The sequence below is a fragment of the Bradyrhizobium sp. AUGA SZCCT0182 genome (genome assembly GCF_018130185.1).
In the GTDB taxonomy this organism is placed as follows: Bacteria; Pseudomonadota; Alphaproteobacteria; order Rhizobiales; family Xanthobacteraceae; genus Bradyrhizobium.
Map to the genome: position 1 here is coordinate 1 of NZ_JAFCLY010000059.1, position 18,263 is coordinate 18,263.

Annotated in this window: 14 protein-coding genes; 11 read left to right on the forward strand and 3 right to left on the reverse strand. The window is 58.5% G+C overall.

The genetic code is table 11. The annotated features are described in order from the left end of the window. The coding region (locus JQ611_RS37335; protein WP_312012360.1) for an AMP-binding protein at window positions 1–422 on the reverse strand (422 nt) is incomplete at its 3' end. 255 nt (window positions 423–677) lie between these two features. Here JQ611_RS37335 and JQ611_RS37340 point away from each other — a divergent pair. Continuing rightward, window positions 678–2,078: a hypothetical protein gene (locus tag JQ611_RS37340; protein ID WP_212468264.1), complete on the forward strand. Its 1,401-nt coding sequence runs from the start codon at window positions 678–680 to the stop codon at window positions 2,076–2,078. Window positions 2,079–2,148: 70 nt separating this feature from the next. After that, window positions 2,149–2,343, forward strand: coding sequence for a hypothetical protein (locus tag JQ611_RS37345; protein WP_212468265.1), 195 nt, complete (start codon window positions 2,149–2,151; stop codon window positions 2,341–2,343). Window positions 2,344–2,846: 503 nt separating this feature from the next. Here the strand turns inward: JQ611_RS37345 and JQ611_RS37350 are convergent. Then, window positions 2,847–2,990, reverse strand: a complete 144-nt coding sequence (locus tag JQ611_RS37350) for a hypothetical protein (RefSeq protein ID WP_212468266.1) — start codon at window positions 2,988–2,990, stop codon at window positions 2,847–2,849. Between the two features lie 137 nt (window positions 2,991–3,127). Here JQ611_RS37350 and JQ611_RS37355 point away from each other — a divergent pair, with 137 nt between their 5' ends. The 5 genes from JQ611_RS37355 (at window position 3,128) to JQ611_RS37370 (ending at window position 11,173) form a co-directional block, all read left to right on the forward strand. Then, window positions 3,128–3,550 (forward strand): cupin domain-containing protein, encoded by a 423-nt coding sequence (locus tag JQ611_RS37355; RefSeq protein WP_211998602.1) that lies wholly within the window; start codon window positions 3,128–3,130, stop codon window positions 3,548–3,550. Window positions 3,551–4,215: 665 nt separating this feature from the next. Continuing rightward, on the forward strand, window positions 4,216–6,399 hold the full coding sequence (locus JQ611_RS42210) for an AAA family ATPase (RefSeq protein WP_249133763.1): 2,184 nt from the start codon (window positions 4,216–4,218) through the stop codon (window positions 6,397–6,399). A gap of 2,069 nt (window positions 6,400–8,468) precedes the next feature. Further along, a complete protein-coding gene (locus tag JQ611_RS37365; RefSeq protein ID WP_212468267.1) occupies window positions 8,469–8,621 on the forward strand; it encodes a hypothetical protein in 153 nt (50 codons plus the stop codon). A gap of 81 nt (window positions 8,622–8,702) precedes the next feature. Beyond that, window positions 8,703–8,912, forward strand: a complete 210-nt coding sequence (locus tag JQ611_RS43195; RefSeq protein WP_409411329.1) for a DUF6894 family protein — start codon at window positions 8,703–8,705, stop codon at window positions 8,910–8,912. A 1,712-nt stretch (window positions 8,913–10,624) separates the two neighbouring features. After that, a complete protein-coding gene (locus JQ611_RS37370) occupies window positions 10,625–11,173 on the forward strand; it encodes a GNAT family N-acetyltransferase (protein WP_212468268.1) in 549 nt (182 codons plus the stop codon). A 398-nt stretch (window positions 11,174–11,571) separates the two neighbouring features. Here JQ611_RS37370 and JQ611_RS37375 read toward each other — a convergent pair whose 3' ends face one another. After that, window positions 11,572–12,555 (reverse strand): thioesterase domain-containing protein, encoded by a 984-nt coding sequence (locus JQ611_RS37375; protein ID WP_312012361.1) that lies wholly within the window; start codon window positions 12,553–12,555, stop codon window positions 11,572–11,574. Between the two features lie 84 nt (window positions 12,556–12,639). Here JQ611_RS37375 and JQ611_RS42220 point away from each other — a divergent pair, with 84 nt between their 5' ends. The 4 genes from JQ611_RS42220 to mdoH all read left to right on the forward strand — a co-directional run bounded on the left by JQ611_RS42220 (window position 12,640) and on the right by mdoH (window position 17,924). Further along, window positions 12,640–13,182, forward strand: a complete 543-nt coding sequence (locus JQ611_RS42220; protein ID WP_249133765.1) for a hypothetical protein — start codon at window positions 12,640–12,642, stop codon at window positions 13,180–13,182. 330 nt (window positions 13,183–13,512) lie between these two features. Continuing rightward, on the forward strand, window positions 13,513–14,136 hold the full coding sequence (locus tag JQ611_RS37390) for a hypothetical protein (RefSeq protein ID WP_409411330.1): 624 nt from the start codon (window positions 13,513–13,515) through the stop codon (window positions 14,134–14,136). A 135-nt stretch (window positions 14,137–14,271) separates the two neighbouring features. Continuing rightward, the gene (locus JQ611_RS37395) at window positions 14,272–15,780 is read left to right on the forward strand and encodes a glucan biosynthesis protein G (protein ID WP_212468270.1); all 1,509 of its coding nucleotides are present in this window, start codon (window positions 14,272–14,274) and stop codon (window positions 15,778–15,780) included. Continuing rightward, entirely contained in the window at window positions 15,768–17,924 is a 2,157-nt protein-coding gene (gene mdoH, locus JQ611_RS37400) for a glucans biosynthesis glucosyltransferase MdoH (protein ID WP_212468271.1), read from the forward strand. Before JQ611_RS37395 ends, mdoH begins: the two co-directional genes overlap by 13 nt. The last annotated feature ends 339 nt before the right edge of the window (window positions 17,925–18,263 follow it).

Consider the following 18,263-nt stretch of genomic DNA (forward strand, 5'->3'; position numbering starts at 1 on the left):
GCCCTGCCTTGCGGCACGAGAAGCGCGTCCAGGCGCAGCATGTCGAGACGTTGATCGAATTCCGCCTCGGACAGTCGTGGATCAAGAGGAACCGCGATGCTGCAGCAGGCCACGGCCACGATGGCGAGAACCGCCTCCGCGCCGTTCGGCATGAGTACCCCGATCCGGGCCTTGCAATCGAACCCGGCCAAACGAAGCTGCAGGCGGATACCGTCCAACTGGCGCTGAAGATCGCGGTACGTCAGCGGCGCAAACTTGGTGGAGACGATCGCAGGCTGGTCTGGCAACCGGCTGGCGGTCCGACCGATGACGTGGCCCAGCGTGCATTGGACCTCGGGCTCTGCGCCGTCGCGGAAGGACGAGGCTCCCTCGGGCCAGATCACGCGGGCGGAGTTCGCCTCCCCCAGGAGCAAATTCGTCACACAAGCCTCCCGTGACCACAAGAATGTGAGCGCTGTGTGCCGCCGCTACACCAAGCCACTGCAATCCCCAGTGGCAAAGATTACACCCACCTGCCCACTGACCGGACAACTGGCAATGGTGAGTACCTCGGATGGTTAGGTGTATTGTACCTATAGAGCTTTGTATCCGTTGGCAGGGTATCGGGCTCGCGATAGAGCTCTGTATGGCGCAGGGCCTGACGTGCGGCCGGCCAGGCTCTGGCGCGGATAATTGCGATGTCACTGTTCCGGTTTTACTCACCACCAGCAATTCGCAAACGTGGCCTGAGAAGCGCAATACTGGCGGGCCTGGGCCGGGGCGCGCATAGCTGGTTAGCTCTTCTCGTAATGAAGGGGCTCAATGCCGCACTAACGGCGGTATCGAATTTTGTCCTGGCGTATGTGCTGATTCGGACAGTTGGCCTCGAGTCGTATGCATTTATTGCAGGCTTGTTGGCGGTCGCTGCTCTTGTGGTGCAGTGCGATCTCGGAATTGCCGTTCTGACATTTTCTGAACTGCGGTCTCACTACCTTAGTGAGGCCCAAAAACGTAAGGCGAACCAGGACGACAACGACCTGGTGCTAGCGATCGTGACGATCTACAGCGCGATCGCTGCCATCGCCGTCGCAACTCTGGGTGTTGCATTCTTTGCCGGCATTGTTCCTGTCGCACATCATAGCATCGCATACTTCCTGATTTTCGCCGGAGCTGTCTGTCCTTTGCCGCATATGCCCCTTCGCATGGCCATCAACGCCAGGGATGGCTTTGTTTGGACTGAGAGCGTTGAACTGGCTAGACGTGTTGCGATCCTGGCGGTGACGATCGCGATGCTTTTTGGGCTTTCGCTTGTCGCATATAGCACGCTGAGCTTGTTGATATGGGTAACGTCGATAGCAGCCCTGGTCTGGCTCGCCCGCCCACACGGCTTTGCCTTGCAGAGTGGAGTGTTTCTCGAGGGTTTGCTGTTTCTGAGGCGCAAATTTCGGGAGGCGCGCGCGGCAGTCGTGTTGTCATCGGCTAAGTTTGTGATCAGCATTTTTCCGTATTACTTGCTCTCTGCCACAGGGGATGGATTGGCAATTGTCGCGTTCGATATGTTCTATAAGGTGTCGCGCTTCGCGATGATGACCTACCTGATTGGCGCAGAGACGGTCCTGCCTCATCAAACGCGCGCGCTACATAACAAAAATGCGTTCGGATTGGGTAGAGCAACTGCAGCCGGATTCCTGTTGGGCTTGTTGCCGATGACGCTGGGCATTGTCGCGGTCTCCATGTTCGGCGAAAGGATATTTGGTACTATTTTGAACCATAGCGGAATTGTATCACCGACTATGCGAACGGCACTTTGTGCAATGCTCGTGTTCATGCTGATACAAACAACGTGCGCATTTGTGCTGGTCGGCGCGGGAAAATTTGAGGCACTCGCCCGTCGCGCCAGCATCACGCTTGCGGGGATGGCACTGATCAGCGCTCTAATGCTTCTGTTTCATTGGAGCATCGACACGTTCATCGTCGCCTATGTGTGTGTCTATGGAGCAGGCGCTTTGCTTTACGCGGAGTGCCTTTATTCGCTAAGCAGATCGTTATGGTTAAAGAGCTCTCAAGCCTTCAAAATGGGAACGGTACAGAAGATATAACCGGGGATCAATTCATCGCGACTGCTGTCCGTGGTTGCGGAAAACTGAAGGTGAGCGTTAGGAGGTTTCATTGGCTGACATCGTGAACCTTGGAGACAGGCTAAAAGCGCAGCAGGAAAAAACAGCCCGCATGGACCTGACGGCTAAAATGATCCCCATCATGGTCGAGAAAGTTGAGAAGTTTTATTCGGTGGGTGCCACACCGGAACACATCGCGCGCTTTCTGCAGGTCGCCATCGAGGAAATTAACAAAAGGCCGCGCTAGATTGAGGGACTGAAGCCAACCATGTCCATACCTGCTAAACTCATCAAGTTGGTACCTGAGGGCGAAGCGAACGCGGTCTCGGGCCGGGTGCTCTGGCAGCAGCGGGGCATGTGGTCACCCGTTAGTGTCAAACACACTTTGAAGAAGATGGCCGCAGCGGGTGAAATCGAAAGTAAACACGTTCCGCACCCAACTGGTGAAGTGGGATTGTATTTCAAACAACCGCGCCGGCCGCAATAAGCGTTGGCAGCGTTCCGTGAATCTTCACATAAGTGGGTTCGCGCCTTTTCGATCCCCAAAGGATTGATAATTTGCATTCACCGCGCGCTGCCGTTTCGATGCGGCAAGCGCACGCGAAAACGTCCCGGCCCGTGGGCGCGCACGAACGCGGATCAGCTCGCGTGCAAGCCTTGGAACACGCGCATGCTCGGCTTTCATGGGCCAGCGCACCCCACGATCGCCATCGGCGATGCGCTCCATGCGGGCAAACCAAGGGTCATGTACTAAACCGACCGTCTATAATTTTGGCTTTTTGCTCCAATGGTCTTGCCGACTCCGCCGGTGACGCCATCAAGCTCATCGTCTCGCAAGACCGCCATGTCGCCATTGCCGTGCGGCGATTTGTTCTCTCGGGCGATAATATCCATTTTCGACCGCTCCTCTCCTAAAGCTCCAGGGTGGGTCTCAAGAGAGACCAATGAAAGAGGCCGCCAACTGAAGCGGCCCCTCGCGTAGCCGGGACGCTGTTGACCGTGCATACTTTTTCAATCCGCTGAGGTGATCGATGCCGCTTGCGCTTATAGAAACTGGCCATTTGAACGTGGATCTCAAGCCGTCGCCGATCGAGCCATCCTGGATCCTTGAAGGCAATCCGGAAGCCCGCTCGCATGTGCTGTCGACCAGCGCGGACGGCGCTGCCACAACCGTGATCTGGTCCTGTACCGAGGGCAAATTCAACTGGTACTACGATGTCGACGAGACAATCGTGATCCAGGAAGGATCGATCGTGCTTGAGAGCAAGGGCATGCCACCAAAACGTTACGGCGTCGGTGACGTGATCGTTTTCCACAACGGTGCCCACGCCAAATGGCATGTCGAGGGCTATGTGAAGAAGGTCGCCGTCTTCCGCCAGACCAGTCCGTTCTTGCTCGGTCTGGCCGTTCGCGCCGTCAACAAGCTGAAGCGGACGCTCGCCCCCGTCCATTGACTTCCTGACTGCCGATCCGCCATGCGGAGCATTCAGATATTGCTCGGCCGCGACCGCGCAAACGGTTCGCGGTCTGCGTGGCGGCTATCTGGCCAAATTCTTGAAAAGCTTGGTGGGCGCACCAGGGCTCGAACCTGGGACCCGATGATTAAGAGTCATCTTTAAACCCAACGTTCTCAACAGCACTTCTGACAAATTCCCTTTCCGTTCCGGCGTTGAACTGAAAGGAGAATTTTAAAATGTCAGAACTACTTCTACATGAAATCTTCGAACGTGAGGACGGGTTTTTCCAACTCAGTCTCGCCGACGATGCGCCGTGTTTTCGCACCCGGCAGTTCGCTTTGCGCGTGGCAAGTGGCCTCCCGCCCTGCCCTGCGCCGGTAACCAAGTTTCGGCACTTCAAGACCATCCGCGAGGTGCTGCAAAATGCATCCGCTTGACCCTGAAGCTCAAAGCCAGCGCGAGGGCGGCAACCCTGCACTGGCCAATTGCAAACTTGGAAGCTTTGAGCACGCCCAGAATATACTGCCAGCCCGACAAGCGCAACATCTTCGGCGCCTCTACGCCCTGACCGCCTCCGTGGCCAATGCCGTCGCCGAGCTTGCCTTCGCGGGGTTACCGCGATGAATGCAACCACTCAGCAGATATACGGACCATTTAGGCCGATGGACGAATGGACGGGTCGCGCAGCCGCTGTGCCGGTTGTCGAGGACGTTGAGTTTGTTCCTTTTGAGGGTCCCGCCGAGGAATCTGAGGAGGTCAGCGACCTCGACACCCGCAAGATTACGGTCACGTTCATCAAGGACGAAACCGGGCAGGACATGCGCCGCGTGGACATGACGCTGCCGCAACTGGCCGAGCACATCCGAAAACAGGCCGCCGCCAGCAAGATGGAATTGCCCTGGCTCAAGCTGGCGCTGTTCGGGAACAAGCGAAGCGAAAATAGCTCGCTGCGTACCAATACCAACGTGGTGCAGATCAGCGGCGTCGAAGGCGATCACGACAGCGGAGAACTGTCATTCGACGAGGCGGTCGCGAGAATACGCCAAGCCAACATTCGCGCGCTGCTCTACACGTCGGCATCCCACGTACCGGGCACTAAGGAACGCTGGCGCATCCTGGTGCCGCTATCGAAGGCCCGTGAGCCCGAGATCTGTCCCCGGCCCTTACCTGATTTGCGAGCAAAGTACCTTGCACGGGTTAACGGTCTCCTCGACGGCAAGCTTGCGGGCGAAAGCTTCACGCTGGCGCAAGGGTATCTATACGGCCACGTCGAAGGCAACGAGTACCGCGTTGAGGTGCTCGACGGCGACTTCCTCGACCTGCGCGACGACACCTATGCCGGATCGATCTTCAAGGACGGCAGCAGGGTCGGCAACAAAGCAGGCGGCAACCCTAACGGTCCCGGTTCCCGCCGCGCTCGTGAACAATACAGATCGTCAGGTGATGACACAGAAGGCGGTAAGCCCGCCGACTGGCAACCCCTGATCGGCAACATCCTTGCCGGCGAACCACTGCATACCTCGCTGCGCGACCTGGCCGCCAAGCTGGTCACGTCGGGCACAAGCGCTGGCACAGTCGTCAACCTTCTGCGGGCGCTGATGGAGAGTTCAAGCGCGGCGCGGGACGTGCGCTGGATGGCTCGTTTCAGCAGTATCCCCGAACTGGTCGATAGCGCCGAGCAATTCAGGGGCGGTGAAGGCACCGCTGAGCCCGCGGGGCCGGTAAGGGCGACCCCCTACGTCTGGCGCGATCCCAGGGACATCCCGAAGCGCGAATTTCTCTATGGGACTCACCTCATTCGCAAGTTTGGCTCGGCCAAGTTTGCGGCCGGTGGTGTGGGCAAGTCTGCCCTCGCGCTAACCGAAGCCATTGCGATGGCTACTAATCGCCCGCTGCTCGGTATCGCCCCACGCCGACGTTGTCGCGTCTGGTACTGGAACGGCGAAGATCCCCGCGAGGAAACGGAACGACGCATTGCGGCGATCTGCCTGCACCACGGCATCACCCGGGAAGAGATCGAGGGCTGGTTATTTTACGACAGCGGGCGGGATCAGCCAATCGTCATTGCTGAGCAAACCAAGACGGGCAGCGTTATCGCCAAGCCCGTTGTGAGGGCTCTTGTTAAGGCGATCCTTGACGACAAAATAGACGTGCTGACCGTCGATCCGTTCGTGTCTTGTCACCGCATTGTCGAGAACGACAACCCGGCAATGGACATGGTGGCCAAGCAGTGGACCGCAATCGCTGACGAGACGAATACGGCCATTGAGCTAATCCACCACACCAAGAAAACCGGGGGTGCTGAAGCCACGGTTGAGGACGGTCGTGGCGCTGTTGCTCTCCTGGCCGCCGTGCGGTCTGCCCAGGTGCTCAACAAGATGACGCCTGACGAGGGTGCCAAGGCGGGAGTTGATAACCACCGGCAGTATTTCAAGGTTGAAAACGGCAAGGCCAACCTGGCCCCACCTCCGGAGGGGAAAGACTGGTATCGCATCGTTGGCGTGCCGCTAGGTAACGGGAACGGGCTCCTCGATACGGGCGACAACGTCGGTGCCGTCACGGCGTGGCAGTGGCCTGACCCGCTGGATGGTGTCACCGGCAGCGACTTTGAGGCCGCAGCGCAAGCCATCCGCGCAAATAAGTGGCGAGAGAACGTCCAATCGACGGACTGGGTTGGTGTTCCCGTTGCTCGAGCGTTGGGCCTGAGCCTGGCTGACACAGCCGATAAGGCCAAGGTGAAGGGGCTCGTCAAAATCTGGATCGGCACCGGCAACCTCGTTGTCGTCGAAGAACTCGACGAAAAGCGAATGCCCCGCAAGTTTGTGCAGGTGGCAGATGCAGCTTGATTTGCCACACCTCACTTTCTCATCGCTGCCGTGCCTCACCACACCCCTCACCCCTAAGGGGGTGGTGGTGTGGCAGAGGAATGCCGAACCTTGCCAAACCTTTGCCGAACCAAGGTGTGGCAGGTGTGGCAGAGCACCTAAAAGGCAGCACCATGTGTGACCGATCACGCATGGCAGCCGAGGCCCCGCGGGAGGCCGGCAAGATGAAGGCCGGAGGGGCTATTTCCGGAATCTCAGCCATCGGCACCCGTTTACCGCCGGGCGAAAAATCGGCGCATCTACAATTCAAAACATGGGGCAGCCCAAAGGAAAATTCTACAGGTTTATGCTTGCCGTGCGGTGGAGCGGATCGGGCCAGCCGTTTCGGAAAATGCCCCCCTCCCGGGGGCTACGCTGGAAATCTCCATCCGGACAAACTGAGACCGCGCGGGGGCTAAGCTGCGCTAATCGCCCTCATTTTTGGTTCTGAGCCAGAATTGGCCATGCGGCGCGGTCCTGGCGTCAGCATGAGCGCTCGCCATGCTGGCTCTCAGCCTCTCCGGTGCCATGTCCATGGATGAGCAAGAGTTGCGCGGCGTGATCGAAGCGCGCATCGAGCCTTCGACTTTGCAATGACGCTTACAGCGTGACGCCGGTGCCTCGGACCTTATTCGCAACTTGGTTCAGTCCTCTTCCTACTGCCCCACAGATCCTCAGCAGCAGCGAACCTAGCGAGGGCTTCCCGCTGTGCAGCCGACGATCGGCTTTGACATGGGTGACCTCCTCAGAAGGTGTATTTTCAATTTCTATTTCTGTCTATTTTAGATGGACTCTATTGTCATTGGTGGGGCCGGGGCGGTGACCACCCCGATGGGCCCCGATTTTTGACACTCGGTGACCACCCCGTTCGTAAACTACCCGGCCGTTTGGAACGCTGGGCCGGGAGAGGAGTTTCTACGCGGTTGTTTTTATCGGGGAGTAAAATTGTGAGTCGGCGCCTAAGACACGAGAAGGGCAATCAGCGCCCGCCCGGCTAGGACCAGCGAGCCATATCCTGCGATACCGAGCCAATCGATGCGCCGGTTCATACGGAACGCTGATCGTGAGAAACCCAGGGATTCTTGACTTAAATCAAAACAATTGCGGCGCTTGACGAAAAATCCCGCCGTTGCCAGTTTTTCCCGAATTTTTATCAGAAGAACTAATGAGTTGGGAGCTTGCCGGAGATCGAAAGACCCCGCCGGTTAGGGCGGGGCTAAGTCGAGGTAGCATCGCTTCTTTAGCCCGCGTGAGGGCTGCTGACAGAGTAACGATCCGGTCGGTATAGTCGACCGCGTTTCCCGCATGCTTGCCTACTTATCCCGCATGCGTCCCGACATAATAATGCCGCCTGCGCACCATCGGCACAAACGGCCCCGGCGCGGAGAACGCCACGCTGCACCAAGGCCGCCAACCCCGTGGGGGTTTCTCCCGGTTGGAGGTTAGGGGCATACCGGGAGCACCAGAATCGATTCTTGGGACGCTTAAGGAGTTCCAAAGAAACGGCCCCAGCGCCGCGCGGTGGGCGAACACTGGGGCCGACATTTCCTCGAATGAAGCGCGGGGGGGACGTTGCATCATTCGGTCGTGCACCAACTAAGCGATCCGGTCAGGAATCGTTCCGCTCCCTTAGCGGTCGGCTCATTTCGACATTCCTACGGAAGATAACGTCTCGGTGAACGAAACCGATTGCCTTCCTCCACGCAGTCGTCCGGAAACGAAGCCGGAGCAGTCTCCTCGTCGCTGACAACAGGGGATTTCAAAATGATTGCTCTCACAGTCACCGCCATTTTAGCCGTCTGTGCCGGAACATTGATCGCGCTGGCATCGAGCGATTTCGGCCCGGAACTAGTCCTCGCCGTTGTCAGCCTCGTATAAGTACGGCAACAAAGAAAAAGCCCAGCCTTCACCCGGCGGGGCTAGTGGGGTTGGTGCGTTTCGAAAAACGCAGGGCATTGTTACTGCAAGTCGGTTGCCCCTCCGAACTAGTTGGGAGTACCCCGATCTGGCAGAGGTGAGATTGCTCTCCACTCTCCTGTATCCTCACCAACATGTCCGACGATGCCGCCAGATTTCGCAAGCTAGCTGATGAATGCCGCGATCAGGCCGATCGCGCGATAAACCCGCTCGATCAAGAACGCTGGCTGAAGCAGGCCGGAGACTGGGCCAAGATGGCGCAGGAAGCCGAAGCGCGGCACCGCTAAATGAAGTTGCCCCGCCTCGCACCATCGGCACAGACGAGGTCCCCCTGGGGAACGAACCGCATATTGGGGTATTTACCCTCAATGCCGCACTATCATTTTGAATTAGCGAATGGACATCGGATTCCTGACCCGCGGGGCCTCAATTGTAAAGATAACGAGGATGCAATCGCCAAGGCGCACCAAATTGCGAATGCGATGGCTGTTGAAGTCGGCGAAACGCCTCGTTGCCTTGTCGTAGTGGACGATGAAGGAAACGATCTCTGCAAAGTGCCAATCGCCCCAGCGCCATGAGTGGTTAGTTCAATTCAGCCGGCTTATTCGAAACTCCAGCTTGGCATGCAATACCTCGCCAAGTTCGTCATGGCATCTCCGATTTCGAGGTCTGCACAGCCGCAAGCACAATTACGAGGTGCAGTTCTACGCCTTCGAGGGCCAAGGATGCGTTTTCCTGAGGGCAGTTTCGTTGTTTCGGGCAGGAAGACGCGCCGCTAAAACGGCCCCAGCCCTGAGGAGGAAACTGGGGCCGATCGGCTAGGGATTAGGTAGCCTCATGCGTCTGGCACGACGCATTGGAAAGCAAAATCCAGCCGATCGCTATCGTTCCTGATCGCCCGTAATTAGCAAAGAAACGGCCCCAGCCTCGGGGAGCACTGGGGCCGCATATACTGCCGGGTAATTGGGGACAGGCAGCGCAGTCAAAACTCCGGCCATCGGCCACTTGTTCCCGAACACCCACGGCGGCGATATCGTGTTAAGTTTTGTGATGTGAGCTGTTTTGACCAGCGAGACAGCTACAGCCATGTCAGACTGGTTCATCACCGCCCGGTCAGTGGCTTTTATCGGTGATGAGAACGCCTGGTAGCGCTCCCGCCTTCCTTAATGGAAAGGAGCGCCAATGGTACAGCGGCGTCGATTCAAGCAATTGCTATCCCTCTCCGAGCGTCTCGAACAGGAAGCCCGGCGCCTACGCGCCCGAGCTGAAAAATTGCCGCATGGCCCGGAGCGGGAACAGATTCTTCGCAAGGCACGCCAAGCGGAGACTGCGACACACGTTGATGAGTGGCTTTCATCGCCCGGCCTGCAAGCGCCGGAGTGAGGTTATGCGAACCGTTGAACAGTACCTCGAAAAGGCAGACAATTCGAGGCGTTTGCGGCAACATCATCGACGAGTGTATGCAAAAGCGGTTCGCTGACATCGCGGCGTGTACCGGCTATTAGCTAGAGACCGGGAACGGTTGGTAGCTGCTGGCGCGATCCCGCCGGAACTAATTCGAGACAAACCATCTCCGGACCGTCCCATTAGCGCAACTTAGAAGCTGACGGACATGCGCAAAGACGATGCAGCTTACTGCCGCAAGGCCGCGGACCACTGCCGTACCAATGCTGCCGCGTCTGTGACTTTGCTGGCCACAGACGCATGGCTAGAGCTTGCGTCCGATTGGACGACGCTTGCGGAAGCGTTCGAAAAGGAAGCCCGGCCGCGATGGTTGAACTGAGGCCCGCCTCACTTGACGGCCGCGCTTACGGAAGGTGTCTCGATCGTTAGCAACCATCCGGTGACAGGCTCATTGTCCTGCATCACGGGCCAAGGCGCTGTCCGTAGGCGTCGGTGACTGAGAGTCGATCGTGCTCCCGCCTGCCCATAAAGGAAGCGAGAGCCATGAACGGACTAACCCATCTCGACTGGTATTCAGCCGCAGCACGCATCTGTCTGGGCGTTGCAATCCTCAGCACAGCGTTGCTCGCTACAGTGCTCACGCGCGCCTTTTGACGGAACTAGGATAGGTTAGAACTGTTCCATAAGGGCCTAACTGGCCTACGGGGTGGGAAAACAGTGCGCTTTCATTTCCAAGTTCGGACCGGGACTCACGTCATGTTGACGGAGGCGTCCGATTTTTCGAACACGGACGAAGGCCGGGGGTGCCATCCAACTTCGGCAAGCGGCTACCGAGGGGTGACACCCCAAATGCCGCCAATGCGGCCTTCTCGCACTGGAGGGTTATGTGAACGGCAAAGCTAGGAAAGAGAGCGCTCGCCGGTATCCTTCTGAATGGGAGAGGCATGTGGTTCTTGACGATAATTGGCCAATATTTCTGCGACCTGTTCGACCAAGCGACGATGGTCTTATTCGCGATCTTTTTGCGCACGTAAGCAATGAGGATCGGCGACTTCGCTTCTTCGATTCGATCAAGGAAGTATCGCCTGCACTCATGAACAAATTGACTCGGCTAGACTATTCACGCGCTATGGCCTTTGTTGCAATCGACGAATCGGATGGCCATACGCTCGGTGTTGTTCGGCTGCACACTGATGAGGCCGACGAAACGGCAGAGTACGCGATTGTTATTCGATCCGATCTAAAGGGACGGGGATTGGGGTGGCTGCTGATGCAACTGATCATCGAGTATGCCAAGTCAGAAAGCCTGAAACGCCTGCATGGCGAGATCCTCCAAGAAAACGCTGTCATGCTAAAGATGTGCGAGGGTCTAGGTTTTGAAATCAAGACGAACGCCGAGGATCGCGGCCTGCGGGAGGTTGACCTTATCCTGTAGCCTTAGAGCCGGCGATTATTTTCAAACCGGACGGCGAAAAGTCTGTTCGAGCGGGCGGTGAAGAGCTTCATGCCGTCCTTGTTCGGTCGTATGGCGCCCGTTTCTCGAATCATGTTTCTGGCGCCGAGCGCATGGTCGCTTGGAACGCCTTGGCCCAGGAGCCCTTATGATTTGCGGGCCTCCGGCCGCAACCCCACCCGTCGGAAAGAGTCAGAGATCTAATTTCCAACGAAAGGCGCTCCCGGCGGCGGTTGTGCGAACGCCAATCGAAAAGCTAACAGCCGATTTCAATGCGGAAAGAGGATTCGGGAAAACTTGGTATCTGTACCGGGAATCGTGCCAACCGATCCGAGTTATACCCCCGTTTAGACGATTGTGCCTTCATCGTCCTCAGCGCGCTATCCTCTTAGGCGTTGGGGCCGTTTTTTCGCCCGCTGGGGGGGCACATCGGCAACGTATGCGGTGGCCGAAGGCCAGCCGTCAACCAGAGCGTCAATTCTTTGCCGCAGATGACCAACCAGCTGTTCAGCGCCGATAGTCAGGCAGCCATGATGTCCCCAAGGCACCTCGACCACGTCGAGTTGAGAACTGAGATGCCGCCACGCCCGGCCGTCGTGTTCGGCCGCGTAAAAAGCCACAGGGACCTCAAGCGGTGCGGGAAGATATTGCGACATTGCGATTGAATAGGCTTGCCACAACACCGGTGGAATCTCCAGTTCGGCGATCGTAATCGGCGCGCTCTTCGGCGCCTTGAAGTAACGCTCCAGCTCCGCCATTTTTTCAAATGCCCAGCGCAGAGGGTAAAGCGGAAGCAGGGGCTTCATCAGCCCGATGATCGCCCGCGGCACCGGACGGGCACTGACGGTCGGCGGGTCGACCATCGCCACCATATCAACCTTGTGGCCGGCTGCCATCAGCAGGCGGGCTGTTTCAAACGCCACCATGGCGCCGTTGCATTTGCCGCCCAGGAGGAAAGGACCGCTGCTCTGCCTCTGCAGAACAAGCGGCAGGCGGTCGGCGGCCATCTGCTCGATCGACGGCGGAATCCGCTCCCCATGAAGACCATGGGGATCGATCGAAACGATTTGATAATCGGGCCCGAGAAGCTCTACGATCCGCCGCATACCCGAGTGGCCGCCAACGAGGTTCCCATTGAAAAAGAACAGGGGGGGCCGATCGCAACTGACACCGAACTGGAAGAACGGCGTCGCCGGGGTGCCTGTCTGCATGGCGATTTTTGGGACAAGTTGGCGGATGGTTTCTGCCCCATACAGAGTCGTTTCCGGTAAGCGGTGGCCGATGAGCCGCTCGACTTCGATGAGCATTTCCATCGCTAGAAGGGAGTCACCACCGCTGGCGAAAAAATCATCGTCGATCGTCACAGCGCCCCCTTTGGCAGTTGGTCGAGGATCAGAATGCGCCGCGGAATCTTGAACGAGCGTCCGCGCCAGCCCCCGGACGGGGGTTTGGGCCTGTTTTCCAGTACCGACTTGGCAACCCGCCAACCTCGCGATCACACGGGTTTCGCTCATACAGGCAAGCGAAGCATCATTGCAGCGGCGGTAACGCCGCACACGATGATCGCTATAATGATGCCGACTATAAGACCGGTGCTTGGCATCGTTCACGGATCCTCATCGGTAGGGCGCATCAATGCTCTACAAAATGTCTGCGCAACCTGGCTCGGCAACAGAGTGGATTTTGAATACCGCGGCTACGTCGCTTGCCGAAGCAACGCGTTTGTCGTTCCAAGTTTCCGCTCTTGGAAAGAAGTTGCCACTTTTTCCCGTTGTTTTGGAACTCCGCCTTTTATTGGGCGTTGCGCAAGAGAAAGAGGTGGTGACATGAATGAAGGTGCAGAACTAGCCACCGCTGGTTTGGTGGTGGCATGTGCGGCTGTTTTGCTGGTCGCTTCGCACCTTTTTATGGAATCGCAGTCTGCCAAGGAGCCCGTCAAAGGATCAATCGATCTAAAAATACACACCAATACAACCGCGAACTGGCTATGACCCGGGAGCGGCTGGGGAAAGCCGATGAGCGCAGATAGCTCTTGTTGCCCCTTCAGATTACACGGCTCGAACGACAGGCACTAAGCAACTAGAAGGACTCCAACTTCTCAGCGTGCCGCCCTGCGTCTTGCATTAGCCGCGGAAAGGCGGCCGCAGCGCGCCTGGTGCTGTTTGCGATCGCAGCCGTCACCATTCTCAGCTTCGTCGGCGCCTCGCACCTTCCAAATGTCCGAAAAGTGCCAACAGGCGACATGAATGCAGAGGCCTATAACTAAAGCGTCAGGAGGCAACTATCCCGGCGCCAGCATCACGCTGGGGCCGGGCTGACGCTTGGATATATCGCGCAACGACGTGTCGCGCGGGCACTTTGAATTAAGCCGGATTGACGCCCTGCGTGAAGGCGAGGCATTTCAGGGCGCAACGCCGTCCTTCTTGGAACGAATCCGGATCGAGTGCGGTTGTGTCGATCTAACCGGAGATTTGGACGTGGCTACGTTTCGGCTGCTCGCTGTCGTTATTATTAGCTTGGTGCCGGCAACGGTCGTTGCGGCCAGCATCCAGTGGCAGAGATATGTAATACCGAGCACCGGGACGAATGTAGAAATTCCGGTGACGATTTTCAGCAGGGACGCCGAACTGCCGGATGGTGGAACCGGGCGGCGTTTCTACACCGACGATCGCCGCGCTGATTTGACCGTCCAATCGGTTGCAAATCCCGAGAACGACTCGCCCGCGGCGTTCCTGGCGAAGAAGAATCCGCCGCCCGGTATCGTCTACAAAAGGGTGACGCCGAACTTCTTCGTGGTGTCTAGCATCCGCAACGACCGGATTTGGTACAACCGCTGTAACCGTTCGGCCGGCTATATGAATTGCGTCCTGATCAATTATCCCGCCGCGGAAAAACGGCAATGGGATCGCGTGGTCACGCGAATAAGCCACACGTTGGCCAACTAGCATTCGCGAGCGCCCCGCGCAGATGCTTAATTTCCAGCCTACTCGGGAAAAAATGGCAATAGAGTTCCTGGGGCAGGAACCCCTGATGCTGCACTGCGTTGCTCATGGTCGCCGCCAGTAACCACGAGTGATATTGTGAACCGCAGACACTTCCTCGCAGCCTCCGCCTTGCCGCTCGTATCGATCGCGGCGCCGGGACTCCTGACTTCCGCGCACGCGCAGCCGGTGCCGTTCGACCGATCCCTTGTGCGGCAAATGGCGCGTGATCTGGCCGGCAAAGCGTTCAAGGCGCCCGACAACAAGCTGCCGGATAATTTGAAAGATCTGGATTACGATCGTTACCGGGCGATACGGTTTTTGCCGGAACGCGCGCTCTGGCGCGGCGAAAAGCTGCCTTTCGAAGTGCAGTTCTTTCATCGCGGATTTTTCTACGCCAACCGGGTCGATCTCTATGAGGTGAAGGACGGCCACGCGGCGAAGATCGTCTATCAACCCGACCTTTTTTCATTCGGCAAGCTGACGCCGCCCGGCGCGGGTGTCGATCTCGGCTTTGCCGGCTTTCGGCTTCATGCGCCGATCAACAAGCCCGACTATTATGACGAGGTTTGTGTCTTTCTCGGCGCGAGCTATTTCCGGGCCGTCGCCAAGGGCCAATTGTACGGGCTGTCGGCGCGCGGGCTTGCGATCAACACCGGCGAAGCGAAGGGCGAGGAGTTTCCGTCGTTCAAGGCATTCTGGATCGAGAAGCCGGCAGCCAACGCCAAATCTATCGTGGTGCACGCCTTGCTCGACAGTGAAAGCGCCGCGGCGGCCTATCGCTTCACCATCCGGCCCGGCGACGCCACCGTCTTCGACGTGGAAATGGCGATCTATCCAAGAGTGGATCTGGAGCGTGCCGGCTTGATGCCGATGACAAGCATGTTCTTTTTCGGACCGAACGACCGCAAGGACGTCGACGACTTCAGGCCATCCGTCCATGATTCCGACGGGCTGTTCGTGGCCAACGGCCGAGGCGAGGAGCTTTGGCGGCCGCTTCATAATCCCACGGATCTTCAGATCAGCGCCTTCGCCGACCTCAACCCGCATGGCTTCGGGTTAATGCAGCGCCAGAGGGATTTTCTAGCCTACCAGGACCTCGAATCCAGTTTCGAGCGGCGGCCAAGTCTGTGGGCGGAGCCGATCGGAGACTGGGGCGAAGGTTCGGTCAGGCTGATCGAAATTCCGACCAAGGAAGAAGTGCACGACAATATTGCGAGCTTTTGGCAACCCAAGGCGGCTTTGCAGGCCAAGGGCGAACACACCTATACCTATCGGCTGAACTGGGGCCCGGACATTCCGAAGCCGAGCCCGCTGGCGCGGTTTTCCCGAACCGGCATCGGCGCAAGAGGCGATAACGCGACGCTGTTCGTGCTGGACCTGATCGGCGGCAGGTTGAAGTCCGTAGACCCAAAGACCCTGCGGGGCGTTGTGACCGCGGAGAAGGCCAAGATCCAGAACATCGTCACCCAGCCGAATCCGGCCTCGGGCGGCTGGCGTTTGAGTTTCGAACTTGTGAAGGAGAAGAATCCCGTCGAGCTTCGCGCGTCGCTGATGCAGGAGAACGAGGCGGTATCGGAGGTTTGGGTCTATCGATGGACACCTTAGGGAAGGTCCACGGATCGCTTCAGCGCAGCGATCCCTTCAATCAATTCCTGCCCCGGGAGGCGCCAATGGAAATGGCGCTCCGGCCGCAGCAGCGCGAACCGCAACCCCAAGCCGCGGATTTCACGACGGCATGGCCCAGGCGCGCATGCATCCTTGCCGGCACCGTCTTGCTGACCCTGGCCGGCTGCTACGAAATGTACCAGGTGCTCCAGGTCGGAGGCGTGACGATCCTGGAGTGGATGATCCTCGTGCTGTTCGTGTTGTTGTTTGCATGGATTGCTTTTTCCTTCACGTCGGCGATTGCCGGTTTCTTCGTGCTGCTGTTTCGACGCAAGGACGAACTCGGCATCGATGCCAGCGCGGCGCTGCCGGCGATCCAAAGCCGGACCGCCATGCTGCTGCCCACCTACAATGAGGATCCCTATCGCGTTCTGGCCCGGCTGCGCGCCATCTGCGAATCGGTCGAGGAAACGGGATGCGCTTCGAAGTTCGACTGGTTCGTTCTGAGTGACACGACCGATCCCGCGATCTGGATCGCCGAGGAAAAGTGCTTTCTTCAACTCCGGCATGAAGCCGGGCCGGCAGCCAGGATTTTCTATCGTCACCGGCCGGAAAACACCGCGCGCAAATCCGGCAATATCGAGGATTGGGTCAGGCGGTTCGGCTCCGACTATGAATGCATGCTTATTCTGGATGCGGACAGCCTGATGACAGGGGATACCATCGTGCGGCTGGTCGCTACGATGGAGCAACACCGACACGTTGCGCTGATCCAGACGCTGCCGATCGTGGTCAACGCCAGAACGTTGTTCGCGCGGTGGCAGCAGTTTGCCGGGCGGTTGTACGGCCCGTTGATTGCGGCCGGAATTGCCTGGTGGCATGGATCCGAAGGCAATTACTGGGGCCACAACGCCATCATCCGCGTCAGCGCTTTTGCCCGCTACGCGGCCCTTCCGGAACTGAGGGGCCGCAAGCCGTTCGGCGGGCACATCCTCAGCCATGATTTCATCGAGGCCGCGTTCATGCGCCGTGGCGGTTGGGCCATCCATATGGCGCCCACGCTCGGCGGCAGTTACGAGGAATGCCCGCCATCGCTGCTGGATTTTGCCGCCCGCGACCGGCGATGGTGTCAGGGCAACCTGCAACATCTGGCGGTGCTGCCGTCGCGCGGCCTGCACTGGGTCTCGCGGCTCCATCTCCTGACTGGGATCGGATCCTACCTGACGGCGCCGCTCTGGTTCATCTTTCTGGGCCTCGGCATCCTGGTCTCGTTGCAGGCGCAGTTTGTCAGGCCCGAATATTTTCCGAAGGGGTTCTCGCTGTTTCCGACATGGCCCGCACAGGATCCGATCCTGGCGGCCTGGGTATTCGTCGCCACGATGGGCATGCTGATTCTGCCCAAATTGCTCGCCTACATCGTCATGCTCACGCATCGTGACGAGCGAAGAAAGTTCGGCGGCGGCTTTCGGGTTCTTGCGGGGATTGTCGCCGAGACATTCCTTTCAGGCCTGACGGCGCCGGTGATGATGATCTTCCAATCGTCCGCGGTCGGAGAGATCCTGCTGGGGCGCGATGCCGGATGGCAGGTTCAACGCCGCGACGACGGCATGGTCTCGCGTAAAGAGACGCTTCACAAATATTCGGTTCCGACACTCTTTGGCGTCGCAATGGCCGTCAGCGCCTACGCGGTGTCGTTGCCGCTGCTGTTATGGATGATGCCGGTCATTCTCGGCCTCCTGCTTGCCGTTCCGCTTGCCACGCTCTCTTCCTCGGCCAGCGCAGGCGCTGCTTCCGGCCTGTTCAAGACACCGGAGGAGACCTCACCACCGCGGGTCTTGCTGCGGGCCAACGAACTGGCCAGCGCCTCACACCGGGCGGTTTCCTGCCCGCTTCTCGAACTCCGCCGTGACGCCGACCTGCGCGAGGCGCATCTCGACAATCTGTCCGGCCCAAGGCCGCGGAATCGCGGCGAGGTCGATCCGCATCTCGCGATCGCGCGAGCCAAGATCGAGGATGCCGAAACCTTCGACGAGGCGGCCACATTCCTTAGCCCACGCGAGAAATTTGCCACCCTTAATTCGCCGGCCGTTCTAGGCACCCTGCTGGATTTGCCGCCTAGAACTTCGGCGCGGCAAGCGTCCTAATTAAAATAGATCGCCCCTCGATCTCCTTAATCTTATAGAGCAGAGCGTCTCTCTCGATGCTGGGCGGGAGCTTCGCCATGTCCTCGCGAGCCTTTCTTACCTCGCTTTCTAGGCGGTTGTGCAAGCCGGCCTCCCACTGACGTGCGTATCCCAACCCAATGCACGCCGCCGTGCTGGATGATGCAAGAAGCGTTCTAACGAGGCCGGGTGGCGGCTGCTTCTTTGGTAATCGCAGCAAGCGAGTTGCCGGTCTTGCGGATAATGTCACCCAATTCCGGGGCAGAGAGCTTACGCGATCTCTTGCAAGAGGGCTGCCCGACTGGAATCTGACAGCCCTTG

Coding starts and splice junctions, on each gene's coding strand:
- JQ611_RS37365 (WP_212468267.1), top strand. CDS start 8,469: ATGTCCGACGATGCCGCCAGATTTCGCAAGCTAGCTGATGAATGCCGC.
- JQ611_RS37350 (WP_212468266.1), bottom strand. CDS start 2,990: ATGGATATTATCGCCCGAGAGAACAAATCGCCGCACGGCAATGGCGAC.
- mdoH (WP_212468271.1), top strand. CDS start 15,768: ATGGACACCTTAGGGAAGGTCCACGGATCGCTTCAGCGCAGCGATCCC.
- JQ611_RS43195 (WP_409411329.1), top strand. CDS start 8,703: ATGCCGCACTATCATTTTGAATTAGCGAATGGACATCGGATTCCTGAC.
- JQ611_RS42210 (WP_249133763.1), top strand. CDS start 4,216: ATGGACGAATGGACGGGTCGCGCAGCCGCTGTGCCGGTTGTCGAGGAC.
- JQ611_RS37355 (WP_211998602.1), top strand. CDS start 3,128: ATGCCGCTTGCGCTTATAGAAACTGGCCATTTGAACGTGGATCTCAAG.
- JQ611_RS37340 (WP_212468264.1), top strand. CDS start 678: ATGTCACTGTTCCGGTTTTACTCACCACCAGCAATTCGCAAACGTGGC.